Annotated in this window: 19 protein-coding genes and 1 tRNA gene; 9 read left to right on the top strand and 11 right to left on the bottom strand. The window is 38.9% G+C overall.

Annotated elements, in window-relative coordinates:
* Nucleotides 1-46: 46 nt before the first annotated feature.
* The 3 genes from AMET1_RS06970 to mtnP are packed head-to-tail and all read right to left on the bottom strand — an operon-like array spanning nt 47 to nt 3,444.
* Nucleotides 47-1,273, bottom strand: coding sequence for an adenosylhomocysteinase (locus tag AMET1_RS06970; RefSeq protein WP_086637758.1), 1,227 nt, complete (start codon nt 1,271-1,273; stop codon nt 47-49).
* 4 nt (nt 1,274-1,277) lie between these two features.
* On the bottom strand, nt 1,278-2,573 hold the full coding sequence (locus tag AMET1_RS06965; protein ID WP_086637757.1) for an amidohydrolase family protein: 1,296 nt from the start codon (nt 2,571-2,573) through the stop codon (nt 1,278-1,280).
* A gap of 22 nt (nt 2,574-2,595) precedes the next feature.
* The gene (mtnP, locus tag AMET1_RS06960; RefSeq protein WP_086637756.1) at nt 2,596-3,444 is read right to left on the bottom strand and encodes an S-methyl-5'-thioadenosine phosphorylase; all 849 of its coding nucleotides are present in this window, start codon (nt 3,442-3,444) and stop codon (nt 2,596-2,598) included.
* 267 nt (nt 3,445-3,711) lie between these two features.
* Here mtnP and AMET1_RS06955 point away from each other — a divergent pair, with 267 nt between their 5' ends.
* The 3 genes from AMET1_RS06955 to AMET1_RS07945 are packed head-to-tail and all read left to right on the top strand — an operon-like array spanning nt 3,712 to nt 5,494.
* Nucleotides 3,712-4,092: a DNA polymerase ligase N-terminal domain-containing protein gene (locus tag AMET1_RS06955; RefSeq protein WP_086637755.1), complete on the top strand. Its 381-nt coding sequence runs from the start codon at nt 3,712-3,714 to the stop codon at nt 4,090-4,092.
* A gap of 56 nt (nt 4,093-4,148) precedes the next feature.
* Nucleotides 4,149-5,327 carry a tRNA uracil 4-sulfurtransferase ThiI gene (thiI, locus tag AMET1_RS06950; protein ID WP_086637754.1) on the top strand — a complete coding sequence of 393 codons (1,179 nt, stop codon included), beginning with the start codon at nt 4,149-4,151 and terminating at the stop codon, nt 5,325-5,327.
* The gene (locus AMET1_RS07945; protein WP_161490821.1) at nt 5,324-5,494 is read left to right on the top strand and encodes a hypothetical protein; all 171 of its coding nucleotides are present in this window, start codon (nt 5,324-5,326) and stop codon (nt 5,492-5,494) included. Before thiI ends, AMET1_RS07945 begins: the two co-directional genes overlap by 4 nt.
* Before the next feature lie 291 nt (nt 5,495-5,785).
* On the opposite strand, the gene AMET1_RS06945 is transcribed toward AMET1_RS07945, so the two are convergent.
* Both AMET1_RS06945 and AMET1_RS06940 read right to left on the bottom strand, forming a co-directional pair.
* Nucleotides 5,786-6,244 (bottom strand): hypothetical protein, encoded by a 459-nt coding sequence (locus AMET1_RS06945; RefSeq protein ID WP_086637753.1) that lies wholly within the window; start codon nt 6,242-6,244, stop codon nt 5,786-5,788.
* Nucleotides 6,245-6,390: 146 nt separating this feature from the next.
* Nucleotides 6,391-6,462: transfer RNA gene (locus AMET1_RS06940), tRNA-His, on the bottom strand.
* A gap of 255 nt (nt 6,463-6,717) precedes the next feature.
* On the opposite strand from AMET1_RS06940, the gene AMET1_RS06935 reads away from it, so the two are divergent.
* From AMET1_RS06935 to tfe, 4 genes are all read left to right on the top strand, one after another.
* A complete protein-coding gene (locus tag AMET1_RS06935; RefSeq protein WP_086637752.1) occupies nt 6,718-7,209 on the top strand; it encodes an ArsR family transcriptional regulator in 492 nt (163 codons plus the stop codon).
* Between the two features lie 52 nt (nt 7,210-7,261).
* On the top strand, nt 7,262-8,017 hold the full coding sequence (locus AMET1_RS06930; RefSeq protein WP_161490820.1) for a DUF7839 domain-containing protein: 756 nt from the start codon (nt 7,262-7,264) through the stop codon (nt 8,015-8,017).
* Nucleotides 8,018-8,044: 27 nt separating this feature from the next.
* The gene (locus AMET1_RS06925) at nt 8,045-8,560 is read left to right on the top strand and encodes a tRNA (cytidine(56)-2'-O)-methyltransferase (protein WP_086637750.1); all 516 of its coding nucleotides are present in this window, start codon (nt 8,045-8,047) and stop codon (nt 8,558-8,560) included.
* Nucleotides 8,561-8,830: 270 nt separating this feature from the next.
* Nucleotides 8,831-9,346, top strand: a complete 516-nt coding sequence (gene tfe / locus AMET1_RS06920; protein ID WP_161490819.1) for a transcription factor E — start codon at nt 8,831-8,833, stop codon at nt 9,344-9,346.
* Nucleotides 9,347-9,352: 6 nt separating this feature from the next.
* Here tfe and AMET1_RS06915 read toward each other — a convergent pair whose 3' ends face one another.
* Both AMET1_RS06915 and dapB read right to left on the bottom strand, forming a co-directional pair.
* Nucleotides 9,353-9,856 carry an amino acid-binding protein gene (locus AMET1_RS06915; RefSeq protein ID WP_086637748.1) on the bottom strand — a complete coding sequence of 168 codons (504 nt, stop codon included), beginning with the start codon at nt 9,854-9,856 and terminating at the stop codon, nt 9,353-9,355.
* Entirely contained in the window at nt 9,841-10,731 is an 891-nt protein-coding gene (gene dapB, locus AMET1_RS06910; RefSeq protein ID WP_086637747.1) for a 4-hydroxy-tetrahydrodipicolinate reductase, read from the bottom strand. The genes AMET1_RS06915 and dapB overlap by 16 nt, the downstream gene beginning before the upstream one ends.
* Before the next feature lie 230 nt (nt 10,732-10,961).
* Between dapB and cobT the strand changes: the two genes are divergently transcribed.
* Entirely contained in the window at nt 10,962-12,035 is a 1,074-nt protein-coding gene (gene cobT / locus AMET1_RS06905) for a nicotinate-nucleotide--dimethylbenzimidazole phosphoribosyltransferase (protein ID WP_086637746.1), read from the top strand.
* A 285-nt stretch (nt 12,036-12,320) separates the two neighbouring features.
* Here cobT and AMET1_RS06900 read toward each other — a convergent pair whose 3' ends face one another.
* Nucleotides 12,321-13,211 carry a formylmethanofuran--tetrahydromethanopterin N-formyltransferase gene (locus tag AMET1_RS06900; RefSeq protein ID WP_086637745.1) on the bottom strand — a complete coding sequence of 297 codons (891 nt, stop codon included), beginning with the start codon at nt 13,209-13,211 and terminating at the stop codon, nt 12,321-12,323.
* 33 nt (nt 13,212-13,244) lie between these two features.
* Here AMET1_RS06900 and AMET1_RS06895 point away from each other — a divergent pair, with 33 nt between their 5' ends.
* Nucleotides 13,245-13,742, top strand: a complete 498-nt coding sequence (locus tag AMET1_RS06895; RefSeq protein ID WP_201721313.1) for an HIT family protein — start codon at nt 13,245-13,247, stop codon at nt 13,740-13,742.
* A gap of 22 nt (nt 13,743-13,764) precedes the next feature.
* Here the strand turns inward: AMET1_RS06895 and AMET1_RS06890 are convergent, their stop codons facing one another.
* The 3 genes from AMET1_RS06890 to mch form a co-directional block, all read right to left on the bottom strand.
* Nucleotides 13,765-14,028: a helix-turn-helix domain-containing protein gene (locus AMET1_RS06890; RefSeq protein WP_161490818.1), complete on the bottom strand. Its 264-nt coding sequence runs from the start codon at nt 14,026-14,028 to the stop codon at nt 13,765-13,767.
* Between the two features lie 189 nt (nt 14,029-14,217).
* Nucleotides 14,218-15,225, bottom strand: coding sequence for a phosphoribosylformylglycinamidine cyclo-ligase (gene purM, locus AMET1_RS06885; RefSeq protein WP_086637743.1), 1,008 nt, complete (start codon nt 15,223-15,225; stop codon nt 14,218-14,220).
* A 3-nt stretch (nt 15,226-15,228) separates the two neighbouring features.
* Entirely contained in the window at nt 15,229-16,131 is a 903-nt protein-coding gene (gene mch / locus AMET1_RS06880) for a methenyltetrahydromethanopterin cyclohydrolase (protein ID WP_086637742.1), read from the bottom strand.
* Nucleotides 16,132-16,349: the final 218 nt, after the last annotated feature.

Below are 16,349 nucleotides of genomic sequence, written 5' to 3'. Positions count from 1 at the left end.
TTCCTCAATTTAGTGTTTTGTTTATCTGTTTTTGGTTATATGGTTTTTAGGTTCCTGTGTCCCATGATTCGAGGTATTGTTTTTGTTTGTCTGTGAGCTGGTCGATCTCTATGTTCATTGTTTTTAGTTTATTTTTAGCTACTTTACGGTCTATTTCTGTTGGCACGTTATGTACCTTTGGTTTTAGGTTTTGGTTTTCGTGTATGTGTTGTATTGAGAGGGCTTGTATTGCGAAGCTTAGGTCCATGACCTCTATTGGATGTCCCAATCCCTGTGGTGCAGCTAGGTTTACGAGTCTTCCTTCGGCTATTATGTAGAACTTTCTGCCGTCTTTGAGTTTGTATTCGATTACTCCTTCTCTGGCATTGTTTGTTTCTACTGCGATTTCTTCTGCTGCTTCTATGTCTATTTCAACGTTGAAGTGTCCTGAGTTTGCGAGTAATGCTCCGTCGTTTATTTTTTCTAGATGTTCTTTTCGAACGACGTCTCGGTTTCCTGTTGTTGTTATGAGTATGTCTGCTTTCTGTATTGCTTTATTCATTTTTTCTACTTCGAATCCATCCATAACTGCTTCAAGAGCTTTGTTGGGGTCTGTTTCGGTTATTGTTACTCTGGCGCCTAATCCATCTAGTTTTTGAGCTACACCACGACCACAATATCCATATCCAGCTACTACTGCTTGTTTTCCTGATATCTGTATGTTTGTTGTTGCTGTGATTGCGGATATCGTTGATTCGCCTGTGCCGTGTATGTTGTCGAAATGTCTTTTCATTGGTGTGTCGTTTACCGCTATCACTGGGTATTTGAGTTGTTTTTCGTTGTCCATCGCTCTTAATCTATGGACTCCGGTGGTTGTTTCTTCTGTACCTCCCTGTATGTCTTTGATGAGTTCGGGTCTTTCTCGATGTATTCTAAAAACAAGGTCTCCTCCATCGTCGACTGTTATGTCTGGTTTTTTATCTATCACGTTGTCGATGGCTTTGTAATACTCCTTTCTTGTTACTCCTTTTTTTGCATAGCTTGTTATCCCTTTTTGGTTGTCTAAGGCCTTTGAAACGTCGTCTTGTGTGCTTAATGGATTGCATCCAGTTATATATACTTCAGCGCCTGCGTCTCTTAGTGTTTCTACTAGCACTGCTGTTTTAGGTTCTACGTGTAAGGCCATACCGACTGTCTGTCCTTTTAAGGTTTTTTTCTCTGACATTTCACTGCGTATCTCTTCCATCACCGGCATGTGGTCTCTTGCCCACTTGATTTTTCTTTCTCCATCCATATTTTCACTTCTCAATTATGTCTTTACTCATTTTTTCCGCCTGCTTGATCACTTTTTTTTCATTAAAACTCTGTATCTCACGGTCTTTCATTACTATCTCCCCATCTATAATTACAGTTTCCACTTCACGGTTTGTCGTTGAGTATACGAGGTTTGACACGACATTGTGTTTAGGTGTCATGTTTGGTGAGTTTGAATCGATTACTGTGAGATCTGCTTTTTTACCTACCTCGATCGAACCTAAACTATCTTCCAATCCAAATGCCTTCGCACCATTGATTGTAGCCATCTTAAGCACCTCTATTGCTGGGACAGCGGTGGGATCCATATTACTGGATTTGTGTAGTAACGCAGCTAACTTCATCTCTCCAAAAAGGTCGAGCGAGTTGTTTGAAGCAGCTCCGTCGGTTCCTAAAGCGACTGTAACGTCTTTCTCCAACAAATCAGGTATAGGTGCCACTCCAGACGCTAACTTCATGTTGCTGGTTGGGTTGTGGGATACAGTTGCTCCAGAACGCGCTATCAAATCTATGTCTTCTTGAGTAAGGTGTACCGCATGTGCACAAACGGTGTTTTCATTCAACAAACCTACATTGTGAATCAGCTCGGTTGGAGAAACCCCATGTTCCTCCATAACCTGATCAAACTCCTGTTGGGTTTCAGCGAGATGTATCTGTATCAAACAGTCACCAACTGAATCACGTAGTTTTCTGAGAAAATCTTTTGAACATGTTGATGGGGAGTGGGGGCCTAAAGTTGTTATTACACGACCTCCAGCAGCTCCAGCAAGTTTTTGATAGACCTCTATACCTTCTTCAAGCTCCTCTTTAACTCCTTGTTCATCCTTGTTTATACTTACCAAACCAAAAGAAAGAGCTGCCCGTAACCCTGTTTCTTCAACGGCTTTAGCCACCATATTTTGCTCGACATACATGTCTGCAAAAAAAGTAATACCGTTTTTTATCATCTCCAGACATCCAAGCAACGAGCCAGCGTAAACGTGTCTGGACTGCAACCTACCTTCCAAAGGCCATATATAGTCCTCAAGCCAGGTATCCAAAGGTAGGTCGTCTGCCACTCCTCTTAAAAGGGTCATAGCTAGATGGGTATGGGTGTTTATGAGGCCTGGAATAACTATTGAGCCGTCTAAATCCAACCTATCTCCTTTGAATCTATTCAATATCTCCTGGTTTTCACCAACACCCACTATCTCTCCATCATCGATAGCTATCGATCCTCTAAACGTTCCCTCAGTTACTGGAACGATAACTCCATCTTCAAGTATTAAATCAACTTCCATACAACCACATAAAAAACTGGTTTTATAGGTATTTACCTATCAATAGTTCCAGTTGGTCTTTTTTATCCCGTGGAATTTCACTAGGATCTGTAGCTATTGTGTTTTCCAACGCACTAGAACAAACACAATCTCTCTCCCTTGGTATCTCAGGAACTACATTCGCTATCACATCTTTAATAGCGTTTTCGTTTTTCTGCATCCTTTCAACAACCAAATCCATCGTTACATCCTCCTCTTCATGCCAGACATCATAGTCGGTTACCGTTGCTATTATTGAGTAACATATCTCTGCCTCTCTAGCCAGTTTAGCTTCTGGAACAGCTGTCATACCTATTATATCGAATCCCTGGTCCCGATAGAAGTTTGATTCAGCTCGTGTTGAAAACATAGGGCCCTCAATAGCTACATAAGTCCCTCCCTCAACAACAGAGTAATCATCACCAGCTACATCGGCAATCGATTTAGATAGTTGTTGGCAGAATGGATCGGCAAACCCAACATGTGCAACAACACCCTCACTATAGAACGTACTATCCCTTTTTTTAGTTCTATCAAAAATCTGGTCAGGCAGAACTATATCAAGAGGCTCAACATCTATATTCAAACTACCTACAGCGTTTGCCGCAATTATCCTATCAACACCAAGCTTCTTCAATGCAAAGATATTAGCTCTATAGTTAACCTCTGTTGGACAGTGCCTATGGCCCTCTCCATGACGAGGAATAAACACTACCTCTCTATCCCCAATATACCCAACAACCGGATCGCTCGATGGAGATCCAAACGGAGTGTCAACCGGTTTTTCCACAACATCTTCAAACAACTCGGGATCGTAAATACCACTTCCACCAATAATACCAATTCTATTCATCTAAAACCACCTATAAAACTCTATACAAAACACTATACAACTCTAACTCCAACAAAACCCAGCTCACAAAACTCCACACCCCTACCCAGAACTACAATAATGGTTATCGCTGTTCCAACTAATTCTTTATCGACAAAATTATATCAACCTGATTTAACTTCAAATTGATTTAAAAACAAACCACCCTAACCACCTAAACTATACAAAAAATATTTGTAAAAACTTATTTCTATATAGCTTCTGATTGTATTTTTAAGGGTTTTTGTGATGTCTAAAAGCCGTATATATTCTATCCAAAAACATGACGCGTCCACATTGCATTACGACCTCAGGCTTGAAAAAGAAGGTGTTCTTAAAAGCTGGGCCATACCTAAAGGCCCTTCAACCGACCCATCCACAAAAAGACTTGCAATAGAGACCGAAGACCACGAAAAAGGTTATGCTTTTTTCGAAGGCGAAATCGAAGAAGGTAGGTATGGAGCCGGTGAAGTAACAGTATGGGACAAAGGTAGTTACAAACCAATTAAATGGGAAACAAATGAGATAATAATCGATATAGATGGAGAAAAACTAAACGGCAAATACGTTCTAATCCGGTTTCAACCCAAAGAAAACCCCGAAAACTGGCTATTCTTCAAGAAAAAATAAACCAACTAAACCATAGAGCTAAAAAACATACTATAAACAGATTCTGAGGTCATTTAATGAAATGGGATTTAATATTAATCAGGTATGGTGAAATCGCTTTAAAAAGTAATTATGTGCGGAGACAGTTAATCGAGAAACTTAAATCCCACATAACAAAATCACTCGAACAAGAAGGCGTTGAAAAATATAAACTAAAAACCCCAAGAGGCCGAGTTTTCCTCGAAACACCCTCAATAGACAAATCACTACAAGCCCTCTCATACATACCCGGAATAGTTTCTTACAGCCCCTGCATTACAGTTCAATCAAACCTAGAAAAAATAACCAAAGGTTCAACAACAGTAAGCGAAAACCAACTATCAAACAATCTAAACTTCGCAGTAAACGCAAGAAGAATAGGAGAACACGATTTCTCAAGCCAAGACATAAAGATCTCTGTCGGAGACCACCTAAGAAAAAAATTCAATGCAAACGTAGACCTCGATAACCCAGATTTCACAGTAAACATAGAAGTCAGAAACGAAAAAACCTACATATACACACATACATACCGTGGTTTAGGCGGCCTTCCCTACGGAGTACAAGGAAAACTCGTATCACTATTCTCAGGAGGAATCGACAGCCCAGTAGCAACCGCTCTAATGCTAAAAAGAGGATGCGAACCAATAGCACTATACATAGACAAAGGCAAATACGGAAACAAAAAAGAAAACGATAGAGCAACCAAAGTAGCCAAAAAACTATCAAGATACACACCAAACGGAATCAAATTCATACAACTAAACTTCGAAGAAATATACCAAGAAATGGAAAACAAAACCGGAAAACAAACATGCATAATCTGTAAAAGAGCAATGTACAAAGCCGCAGAAAAAATCTGCAAACAAGAAAACGCAAAAGGAATCATAACAGGGGAAAGCGTAGGCCAAGTAGCATCACAAACACTAGACAACCTAATGACACTAGACAACTCAACAAACCTACCCATATACCGACCACTAATAGGAGTTGACAAAACACAAACACAGAAAATATCAAGAAGACTAAAACTCTACAAACAATCAACAGAAGACATCGGAGAATGCCCAATACTACCCAACAGAGTAGCAACAGTCTCAAAAACCAAACAAATCAAAAAAACCGAACAAAACCTAAAAATAAACCAACACATCCAAAAAACAATAGAAAAACAAACCCAGAAAAAAATAAAACCCAAAAAAGGAGCAAACAAATGAAAAAACAAAAAACAAACAAAACCAAAAAAACAGATAAAACCAAAAACCAAAACGAAAATAAAAACAAAACACGCAGGAAAATCAAACGAAAATGCAACTGTAGAGAACCAGATGAAGAATGGCCATGCCCCGACCCACACGAAGACGGAAGTTGGCTAAAACTCTAAATCGCGTTGAGAAAGATTAGAAGAAAAACCATTTCTATAGTGATACCAAAATAAATAGTTAGTTATGTAAGTGCTTGAAACATATTCAAAAAAGTTCCCAACAAAAATTCCAAATACTATATATACATATATACGCATTGCTCGATGTAAAGATAGTGTGGGCTATACCTGAAACCTATATCGATGCCCATTACCTCACCTATATACATCAAAACAGATAATAGAAACTTAAGTTAGTAAAAGCCCTGCACTCCATTTAAGGGAGAATTTAATCGATCAATTATTATCTTGTTAGAATGCGAACAAGCTGACTAGAATCCCGAATATCACGCTGTATATGATTATCTCTATCTGGGGTTTCAAGAAGGAGTGTTTGGTTAAATGTCTTTTTTTCATGTATACTTGTCCTTCAATGTTGCTGGGAAATGGGACTGCAGAGGACAGGTCTGTGTATATATACATCAGGCCTGTGAAAAACAGAAACTGGGTAGTGAATGATAGGTCGGCTATGGCACCAAGCACTGGATATAAAACAACAGACATCAATAAACCCCTAACAATCTGAGCCGGTAATACCTTGTATGCAGTGAATTTTGCTTCATCGCCTTCAGATGGGTCGACTAAGAAATCAAGTGTTCTCTCACCACCCGTATACATGTCTTTACTAAAAAGATAACTAGCTATTCCTGCAATGAAATATGAAATAATATGGGATAAAGTGAAAAACATGCTGAAAAAAAAGTAGTTCATTTTTATTTCACAACAGCTATGTGAGTTAAACCAAGGTATATATTTTTTGTAGAAACAGTATATCTGGAGTGGAGTTTAGTAAAAAAATAGTTTCTTGTTTGTTAATTTTTCTAAGCTTTTTTAGCTGTGGTTTTTGGTTGGTTTAGGGCCGGGACCGAGAATCGAACCCGGATCGTAGCCTCCACAGGGCTACAGGATAGCCACTACCCCACCCCGGCCACAATAAAATCAAGATAATCACTTAAGCTGTGTGGAGTTTATTGTTTGGTTTAAGTGATCCGAAGTATGTATGACCCTGTTGGTTATTTAAGTTTTTGTAGTGGTTTTTGAGTCGGTGGTTTGTTTGTTATTGACATTTGCATCTGCTTCGCGGTAAAGGTAGGGAGTTTTACTTTGAATTTTCAGTAAACTTTAATTTTGAGTAACTATAATTATATTTAACACAATTTTGTTTAATCTGAATTGGTGTATTTATGAGTAATAATACCAAGATTATTAACGATCCGGCTGACTTGGTACCGCTCCTTCATGTTTTTAAAAACGATCGGTATACTGAGATTTTTAGACAGGTTTTTGATGGCGATGTATCTCAGGATGAGTTGGAGGAGGAGTTCGGTAAGGATGCTGAGGAGATGTTGGATTTACTTAACTCTATAGGGCTTGTTAAGTCTCATTGGAGTATGAACAACGGTAGTCCGGTTAAGGAGTATGAAACTTCATATTCAAGGTTTAAAGCTAATTTTGAGTGTGATTTGAAAGAGATTGTTGAGATACTTCATATATCAATGCTTTCCGATGAGTTGTTTGAGAAAGATCAAGAAGCTCTTGAGGGTATGATTGAAAACGGAAGTGAGTTTATTTCTGATTTGTCTGAGAAACTGGAGCAAAGTGAAGTGCTTGTGAGAGCTATGGCTCGACGTAGTGACTCGGTGTATATACGTGGGAATAAGATTGAGCGGAAATAAAAAATCCATCAAATTATAGTTGTTTAATAAATATTGAATGTAGATGGGTAAGATGGATGATGTAGTTGATACTAAGTTGAAAATTCTTGTTGAAGTGGCTAGAAACCAGCCTGGTGTTAAACAGACCAACATAGCTAGAAAGTTTGGTATCACTCCTCAAGCTGTTTCTGAAAACATAAAAACTTTGAAGAAGGATGGGTTTTTAAGAGAAGGCGAGGAGGGGTATTATGTTACGATGGAGGGTGTTCAGAGAATAATTGACCAGTCTGAGTTTCTGAAGAATTTTTATGAAGATATTCAGAGAAATGTTTTGAACAAGATTCCTTATTTTACAGCTATAGCTGAAGTACATGTTACAGAGGGTATGGAGGTTGGGTTGTATATGGAGGGGGGGTTGTTAAAAGCTGGATCTAAAGAGGATAGTTCAGCACACGGAGTAGCAACCTCAGATGCCGATGTTGGAGATGAGGTTAACATCAAGGAGATTTCAGGCATCATAGATATGGCTCCTGGTAAGGTAACTGTTGTCAGAGTCCCACCTAAAAAAGATGGTGGTTCTAACATCGGATACGAAGTGGAAGTTGGAGAGCAGATTGATTTAACTGCAGCAGTTGGCTTACCCGGTCTTGTTGCGATGCGTAAAAGTTATGGTGAACCTGATCTTTTTTTTGGAGCCAAACAAGCTGTTTCACATGCAGCATCCCATGGTCTAGATGTATTTGTTTTCTGTAGCCATACTGAGTTACAGGATTTGGTTGACTCTCTCGAAGAATCCAACATAGATTACAGTATCGTAGATAGCCATTAACTGAACTGAATTGAATATGGGGTTTTTATGGATATCAAGATTCTTAGAATGGGGCATAGGCCACAGAGGGATCAGAGAATAACTACTCATGTTGGTTTGGTTGGTAGGGCTTTCGGTGCAAACGGATTGTTTTTGACGTCAAGTGACGAGAAGATAAAAAAAAGCATCGATGATGTTTCCAGTCGTTTTGGTGGAGATTTTGAAGTAAAGGTTGGGGTTAGTTGGCGTAGTGTACTAAAAAATTGGAGTGGGTTGATTGTTCACTTAACAATGTACGGTGAGCGTTTAGTAGATAAATCAAGTGAGTTGAAATCTATTGACCAGGATATACTGGTCGTTGTTGGTGCTGAAAAAGTTCCCGGCCGAGTTTATGAACTGGCTGACCTCAATATATCGGTTACAAACCAACCTCATTCGGAAATTGCTGCTCTAGCAGTTCTTTTAGATAGAATATATGATGGAAAGCAATTGAAAAAACATTTTGATGGTCAAGTTAAAGTCGTTCCATCAGAAAACGATAAAAAAGTTAAATACCTTGATTAAAAACAACTTGAATCAGTAATTGATTAAATTGAATTAATGTGGGTTCTTGGTTTGGTGTTGTGTAGAAGATTTTATTTTGTTGTAGAACATATAGTTATAGAGGATACTGGGTTGTCTGGGCTGGGTTTGGTGTGAGTTAACTATGATGTTTGTTGGTTCGGTTTACAGGTTTTGGTTAAGGCTGGTGAATGTTATTGGTTTATTTATGGTTTTGAACCTGGTTTTAGATGTCTGGTGTAGATTTATTTAAAAATTTGTTGTGGTGTTATTTTGTCAAGTTCTGATGGAAATAAACTGGAAGATCCTACGATTAGAGATTTTATAAAGGAAGTGTCTGGTGAGGAAGCGCTTCAGGTAGTTAAGGAGCTGCAGGAGAGAGGTACTGCTGTTGATGAAGAGCTTGTTGAGAATGTTGAGTTGGAGTTGAATGATGTTCGAAGGATTCTTTATCAGTTGTATCAAAATGGGTTGGCTGAATATACCCGGAGTAGAAACAGCAATACTGGGTGGATTACGTATACGTGGAAGCTTAGTTTGGATAATGCTGAAAATGTGATGGAGAAACGGAAGAAACAGATAGTTGAGGAGTTGGAGGAACGTCTTGTTTTTGAGGAAGAGAATGTGTTTTATTTGTGTCCTGAGAACCACGTTAAACTGACTTTTGAAGAAGCAACAGATATAGACTTTAAATGTCCTGAATGTGGTGAGGGTTTGATGCATCATGAGAACGAAGAGATTATAGAAGAGATAAAAAAAGAGATAAAGAGACTTAAAGATTCGATTTAAAGAGGTTTAGGAGATAGTTACTTTTTTAACTCCTTCTATCTCTCTTAATTCATCTATAGTGTTTCCTGGGATTCTTTTTTCTGTTATTATTGTTAATTTTGGGTTGTCTGTTAGGTTTGGGTCGTCTGCTATCGCTTGGTATATGCTTATGTCTTTTTTAGAGATTGTTGCTGCTACTCTGCCTAATATCCCTTTTTTTGCAGCATCTGTAGGTGTTATTATTGTTATCCCTAAACCTAGTTTTGGAGCTACGTCTTCAAGTAGAGTCATCGACCTTAGGTTGTGGAAAATATCTCGCAGGAAATCGTTGTTTTCTATACGTTTGATTGCTGCGTCAACTGCTTTTCTGTCTACTTCTACTTCTTGAGCGATTTGGGCTTTGGGTATCCGTATACTGCCTGAACGTATGGTTCCTTGTTCATCTATTTTGAACCCTCTTTTTAATAGAAGCCGCATTACTTTCTTTTGAGCGGGATAGCTCTCGAAATGGGATTCTACTTTCGTCCACATCCTCCAAAACCTGGCCTTCCACCTTTTTTACATCTTTTCGGCCTTGCTATCTCTTCATCTATTCCTTCTTGTTGGCCGAAACCTAGTATGTCGTCCATGCTGTATAGGCCTGGTGGTTGGTCTAACAGGAATCTAGCTGCCATCAATGCGCCTTGAACGAAGGCTTGTCTGTCATGTGCTCTGTGGGTTACTTCGATTCTTTCACCGGCGTTGGTACCGCTGAAGTATACTGTGTGGTCACCGACTACATCTCCAGCGCGAACACTATGTACACCTATCTCTGTTTTCTCCCTTTCATGGACTCCACTCCTACCGTATACAAATTCACCTTCTCCCCGCATATCTTTTATTATATCTGCAGTTTTAATCGCTGTACCACTTGGTGAATCTACTTTCTGGTTATGATGTACTTCAACGATCTCTGCATCATAATTTAATGTTCTAGCGGCCATCGAAACAAGCTTCCAGAAAACATTGACTCCTACCGAATAGTTCGGTGAAACTAAAGCCGATATATCGCTGTCTTCTATATCGCCTAACATTGCTTCTTTGACCTCATCTGTAAATCCTGTTGTACCTACAACTATGTTTACGCGTGACTCTATACAATCTTCAACAAAACCAAGTGTTGCTTGGGGCATTGTGAAATCAATTACCACATCTGGTTTTTCTGAATCAAGTAGTTCTTTAAAATCGGCTGCCGATGAAATGGGAACACCTATCTCTCCAAAACCCAGGGTTTCCCCTAAATCAACACCTATCTCTTCATGGCCTGGGGCTTCAACTGCAAAAACAATTTGATCATCACTCTCGATAACTGCCTCTGCAATTCTCGAGCCCATATTACCCAGACAACCGGTAACTGCAATCTTCAAATTAAATCACCTTGACGTTTGATATGTCCGTGTCCTAAATAGTATGTTTGTTCAGCTATCCCTAAAAAACAAAAAAAACAAAAAAACCGTTTTTATATTAAACTCTATATAACGACCGATTGTTGTATTACATCTGTATTACGTGAAGGCATGTATTTATCTATATATACTCATGTCAGTACAAGTATTGCATTGTGTTTTTTTAAACTAGCTTTGTAATAGGTGTTTATATGAAGAATGTAGTTGTTGAAAGTGATTTGTTAAATAATGTCTTATCAAACATATCTCCATTAGATGAAGAGGCTATGGAACAGGCTCGTGAACGCCAGGATTCTTTGACTAAACCACGTGGCAGTTTGGGTAGGTTAGAGGAGCTTTCTATTCAAATTGCTGGCATTAAGGGTGGTCTTCCCAGCATCGAAAATAAAGCAGTTTTCACTATGGCTGGTGATCATGGTGTAGTTGAAGAGGGTGTCAGTGCTTATCCACAGGAAGTTACCGGCCAGATGGTAATGAACTTCTTGAATGGAGGTGCAGCCGTGAACGTTCTGGCTAGTGAAGCAGAAGCACGTTCAGTTGTTGTAGATATGGGCATTAAAGCGGAGATCGAACATCCAGAATTAGTCGACATGAGCCTTGGACCTGGCACCAACAACATGGTTAAAGAACCCGCTATGTCCCGTGAAAAAGCTGTTAAAGCAGTTGAATCCGGTATAAAGGTTTTCCAAGAAATCTATAATGAAGAAAAAATAGATTTGGTTGCAATCGGCGATATGGGTATCGGGAACACAACTCCCAGCAGCGCATTAATCTCATGTTTCACAGGAACCGATGTAGAAGATGTCACCGACCGTGGAACCGGAGTCGATGACGAAGGATACAATAAAAAAATAGATAGCATAAAACAAGCAATCGAAACCAACAACCCAAACCCAGAAGACCCATTCGATGTATTATCAAAAGTAGGTGGATATGAAATCGGTGGCATGGCAGGTGTCGCTCTAGCAGCAGCCAGCAAAAACATACCAGTAATCGTCGATGGCTTTATATCTGGAGCAGCTGCATTACTTGCCTACGAAATCGAACCAGAAATAAAAAACTATCTAATAGCCAGCCACGATTCCGTTGAATCTGGACACGCAGCCACACTAAACCACATCGGATTAACGGAACTTGTCGACTTCAACATGCGTCTAGGTGAAGGAACAGGCGCAGTACTAGTCATGCCAATAATACAATCAGCGTGCAGCGTTTTAACCGACATGATGACTTTCGAAGAAGCAAAAGTCTCAGACAAAGACTGAAACACAACAAAACAAAAAAACAACAAAAAAACCATAGAAAAGAAAAAAAGAGGGATTTAATAAATCAAGTTTAGATGCTTAAAACTTGATTAAACAAAGACCAAACTACTCCCTATCCATACCGGCCACTATCCTTGAGTCCCTCATCCTTTTTTTATTTTTAAATTACCTCAAGACTTAATCTCCATCTTTTATATTGTTTCGTATAAATAGGTAATCTAGAGAGAAAATCAAGTAAAGTGGACTTAGATTAAGCTAAATTAGATTGGATTGGATTAGATTGAATTAGATTAGGTCGTGTAGGTGTATTTTGTGTTTGCCTAGTTCTCCTCCGAAGTTTCCTGCTGATATTTTTTGTACTCCTTTGTGTTGGGTTATTGTTTGTATTGTTTTTTTCATTGCTTTTTTTATGGCTTTTTTGTTTGTTCCGTTGATGACTATTTCTGGTATTGATTTTGTTTGTTTTGGTACTTTTGATTGTTTTATTTTGTTTTTTAGTGTTGGGCAGTATGGGTGGTTTGTTGTGGGGCCTATTTCTGGGTAGTTGGTTTCGACTTTTGATCCGGCTGAGCATATTTGGAAGGGGGTTGTTGTTCCTTTTATTTTTTTGATTTCTTTGAGTGCTGCGTCTCCTGCTTTTAGTGCTGTTTTGTTTGAGTCGCAGTAGTACCATATGTTTCCGCCCATTATGCCTGTGTTGTAGGCGATTTGTTTTTCGATTAGGAATTCTCCCATCATTATTGGGATGTTTATCATTTCTCTGTTGTGTCTTTTTTCGGTCCATTCGTATCCATCGCCGCAGTGTCCTATTTTTTTCATTGTGTCGATTTTTTTGTTGGAGTTTGTTTGGTTGAATACTTTTGTTTCGGGTACTACGAGTATTCCTTGTCGAATTCTTTTAGCGGTTTCGTGTTCTAGTTTTTCTTTTCCACCGGTTTTGTTGACCCATATCTGTATTATTGATCCTGGTCTTCCGTCTATGGTTTCTGTTTTGTTTAAGTAGGTTTCGACTCCTCCTTCTGATTCGTTGAAGACTGTGCAGGGAAGGGCAGTTGATCCTTCGGTTGCTTGTTTTAGTCTTTTTTTGTCTCCAGCTGTTATCTGTAGTCTTGTGTATAATCCATCGAATGCTTCGCAGTATGTGTCTTCTATTTCTACATCGTTAACTTTCTTCATCAAAAAATAAATACGGGTCCAGGTATTTAATTCATGATGATGGAACGTATTTTTGCACCTTGGAGAATCAAGTATGTTAGGAAGGCTAAAAATGATGATGTAGATTGTGTTTTCTGTAGTTTGCCTGAACAGGATGTTGGTAGGGATAGGGAGAACTTGATTTTGTATAGAGGAGAAAGTTGTTTTTTGTTGCTTAATAAATATCCCTATAACCCTGGGCATGCTATGGTTGCTCCATATAGGCATACTTCGGATTATACTTCAAGAACTGAAAAAGAGGTTTTGGAGACTCAGCGGTTTCTATCAAGGTATATAGAAGCTAGTGATGAGGTTTTTAATCCTGATGGATATAATGTTGGTACAAATCTAGGTCGGGTGGCTGGAGCCGGTATAGATACACATATACATACTCATATCGTCCCAAGGTGGGAAGGTGATTCAAATTTCATGCCGGTTTTAGGGGATACCAGAGTGATATCGCAGGACTTGAAAGAAAGTTATGATGAAATAAAAGAGAGGTTGAAGCTGTGAACTACCCACTACCATCTCTCAGCTATGCTTCGAGGTGGAAGGGGCTTCCTGTTTCGATGACACAACTTGCAGATACATCACAGAACTGAATCTGGTGTTTGTTGTCTGTAGAGGTTGCATTCTCTGCAGACGTAACTTCGGCAAGTCCCTTACCTAAAATATTATCTGCTACGTTGAGTTCTTCAAGGAAATGGTTGTAGACCTGTCGGCACAGTTCAAGAAGTTTTACCAGTTCATGCTTATCCTGTTCTAAAGGATAGAGACAATACTTGTAACCCCTATTCATAATCATACTCCATAAAGTAACTTCCTCAACAACTTTTTTTATAGGTTCAAGTGATCCATCCCCAACCTAACTCCACATTCGTTCCATAAGGAAGAGAACTTCACACCCCAAATAAGTTAAAAAAACTCCTTATACTGGTTTTTAGGGGGTTTTGTTTTTTGGTGTGTTTTGGGTTGGATGTTTGTTTTTTTATAGTTTTCCGACTCCCTTTATGTGGATTGATTTGCCTTCTTGTATTTCTCCGATTATTTTGGCTTCTCTGTTGTGTTTTTTTAGTATTTTGAGTGGTTTTTCTGGGTTTGGTGTTGTTATGCAGAATCCGGTTCCCATGTTGAATACTCTGTACATTTCTTTGTTTGTGATGTTTCCTAGTTCTTGTATTTTTTGGAATATTGGTTGGGGTTTTTGTGGGTTTTTTATGTTGTATTTGTAGTCGCCTAGTCTGTTTAGGTTTCTTAGTCCTCCGCCTGTTATGTGGGCTAGGCCTGTTATGTTGCATTTTTTGTTTATTTCTAGTATTTCTTTTACGTAGATTCTGGTTGGTGTTAGTAGTGTTTTACCTATTTTTTGGCCGTTTATTTTGGTGTGGTAGTTGATTTCGGAGTTTTCTATTGTTTTTCGGGCGAGTGTTAGGCCGTTGCTGTGGATTCCGGAGCTTTTTATTCCTATTATTTTGTCTCCTATGTTTATTTCGTTTCCTAGTACTAGGTTTTCTGGGTCTGCGAGTCCGATGCATGTTCCGGCTATGTCGAATCCTCGTATTATTTCTGGTAGTGTTGCTGTTTCGCCTCCTAGGACGGTTATGTTTGCTTGTTTTGCTCCTTTTTTTATGCTTTTTCCTATTTCTTTGGCTTGTTCTGGTTTTGGTTTTTCGAATGCTAGGTAGTCTACGAAGGCGATTGGTTCTGCGCCTGTGCAGATTATGTCGTTTACGTTCATTGCTATGCAGTCTATTCCTATGCCGGTGTAGTCGTTCATTTCGTTGGCGGTTATTAGTTTGCTTCCTACTCCGTCTGTTGCCATTGCTATTATTTTGTCTCCGATGTTGATTAGGCCTGCGTAATGGCCTTTTATGTCGAGTGGTTGGTGTTCTCCTTTGCGTGTTTTTGTTGTTCCGGCTAGTGCTGTTGCGAGTGCTTCTATTGTTTTTTCTTCTTGGTTTATGTCTACTCCTGCTTCTTTGTAGTTTAGTCCCATTTTTTAGTCCTCTATTTTGAATGATTTTTTTAGTTGTTGGGGGTTGATTTCTCCATATTTTTTGAGTTTTCCGTTGTTGGTTGTGTTAACTGTTATCTGGGCTGGTGCGAAGAAGTCTTGGTCGATTTTGTAGAAATCTTTGTCGGCTTCTTTGTATACTTCTATCATTGGTTTGCCGTATTTTTCTGAGTTTTTGGATGGTGTTTTTTTGAATTTGTCGCTGTCTTTTTTAGTGGTTAGGTGTACTTTGCTTCCATATATGACTGCGTCGTTTGTTCGTCCCATTGCTTTTACAGGGTCTTCTGCTATTGGTGGGATTGGTGTTGTTGCGAAACCGGATATTATGTTTTCTAGGTTGTATCCTTGTCTCTGGAGCCTATATAACGTGGTTTCTATTGCGCGGGCGGATATCTGTATACTTCCTACCAGGCTGTTTGTTGGGGCGGTTAATACGTATAAACAGTTTGCTGCAACTCCACATCTATCTGCAAATTTCTCGAGTGTTTCTTTTGTAGGGGTTTTGTCTGTTTCTAATGTTAGAACGGCGAAATCTGATTCTTGTTTTTCAGGTGTATTGCATTCGGTTGTAAGAAGTTTTGCAGGTCCAGAGCCTATGGCTCCATCAAGGTTTAGATCCGCTTTCTGACATCCTATACAGGCTAAAACAGGATTATCTGTATAGTTTTGTGTTGCTGGAAACATAGTTCCGTTTATATCCATTTCGGTAAAACCTGTTGTTGCTAGACCTCCTTGGCAGGCCATAGTGTATAGAGCTCCAGCGTCATATCCTCCCTTTGAACAATCGATTATTGTTGATTCGCCTACTTGAAAAACCTCGATGTTGATTTCTTCGGCCCACGCGATCAACTCTTCAACTAATTCAAGTGTAGTTTCATTAACATTCATAAAGAAATCACAACATAGAGCTTTGATTTACATCTATTTTGATTTGGTTCACATCTGTTAATTGTCTTTGGTTTGATAGAAAAGTTTGTGTAATGTATTTGTTTGTTTTTTTATCGACCTTTTGTTGTTATTTTTTCTGTTTTTTTATACGGTTCTTGTTATGTTTGAGTGGTATCGTAATATTTATTTGTTTTTATCCTATATTTCAAATAAATCTA

Source organism: Methanonatronarchaeum thermophilum (assembly GCF_002153915.1).
GTDB classification, from domain to species: Archaea; Halobacteriota; Methanonatronarchaeia; order Methanonatronarchaeales; family Methanonatronarchaeaceae; genus Methanonatronarchaeum; species Methanonatronarchaeum thermophilum.
The sequence above is the reverse complement of the archived record's forward strand: the minus strand, read 5'-3'. Positions and strand labels throughout refer to the sequence as shown.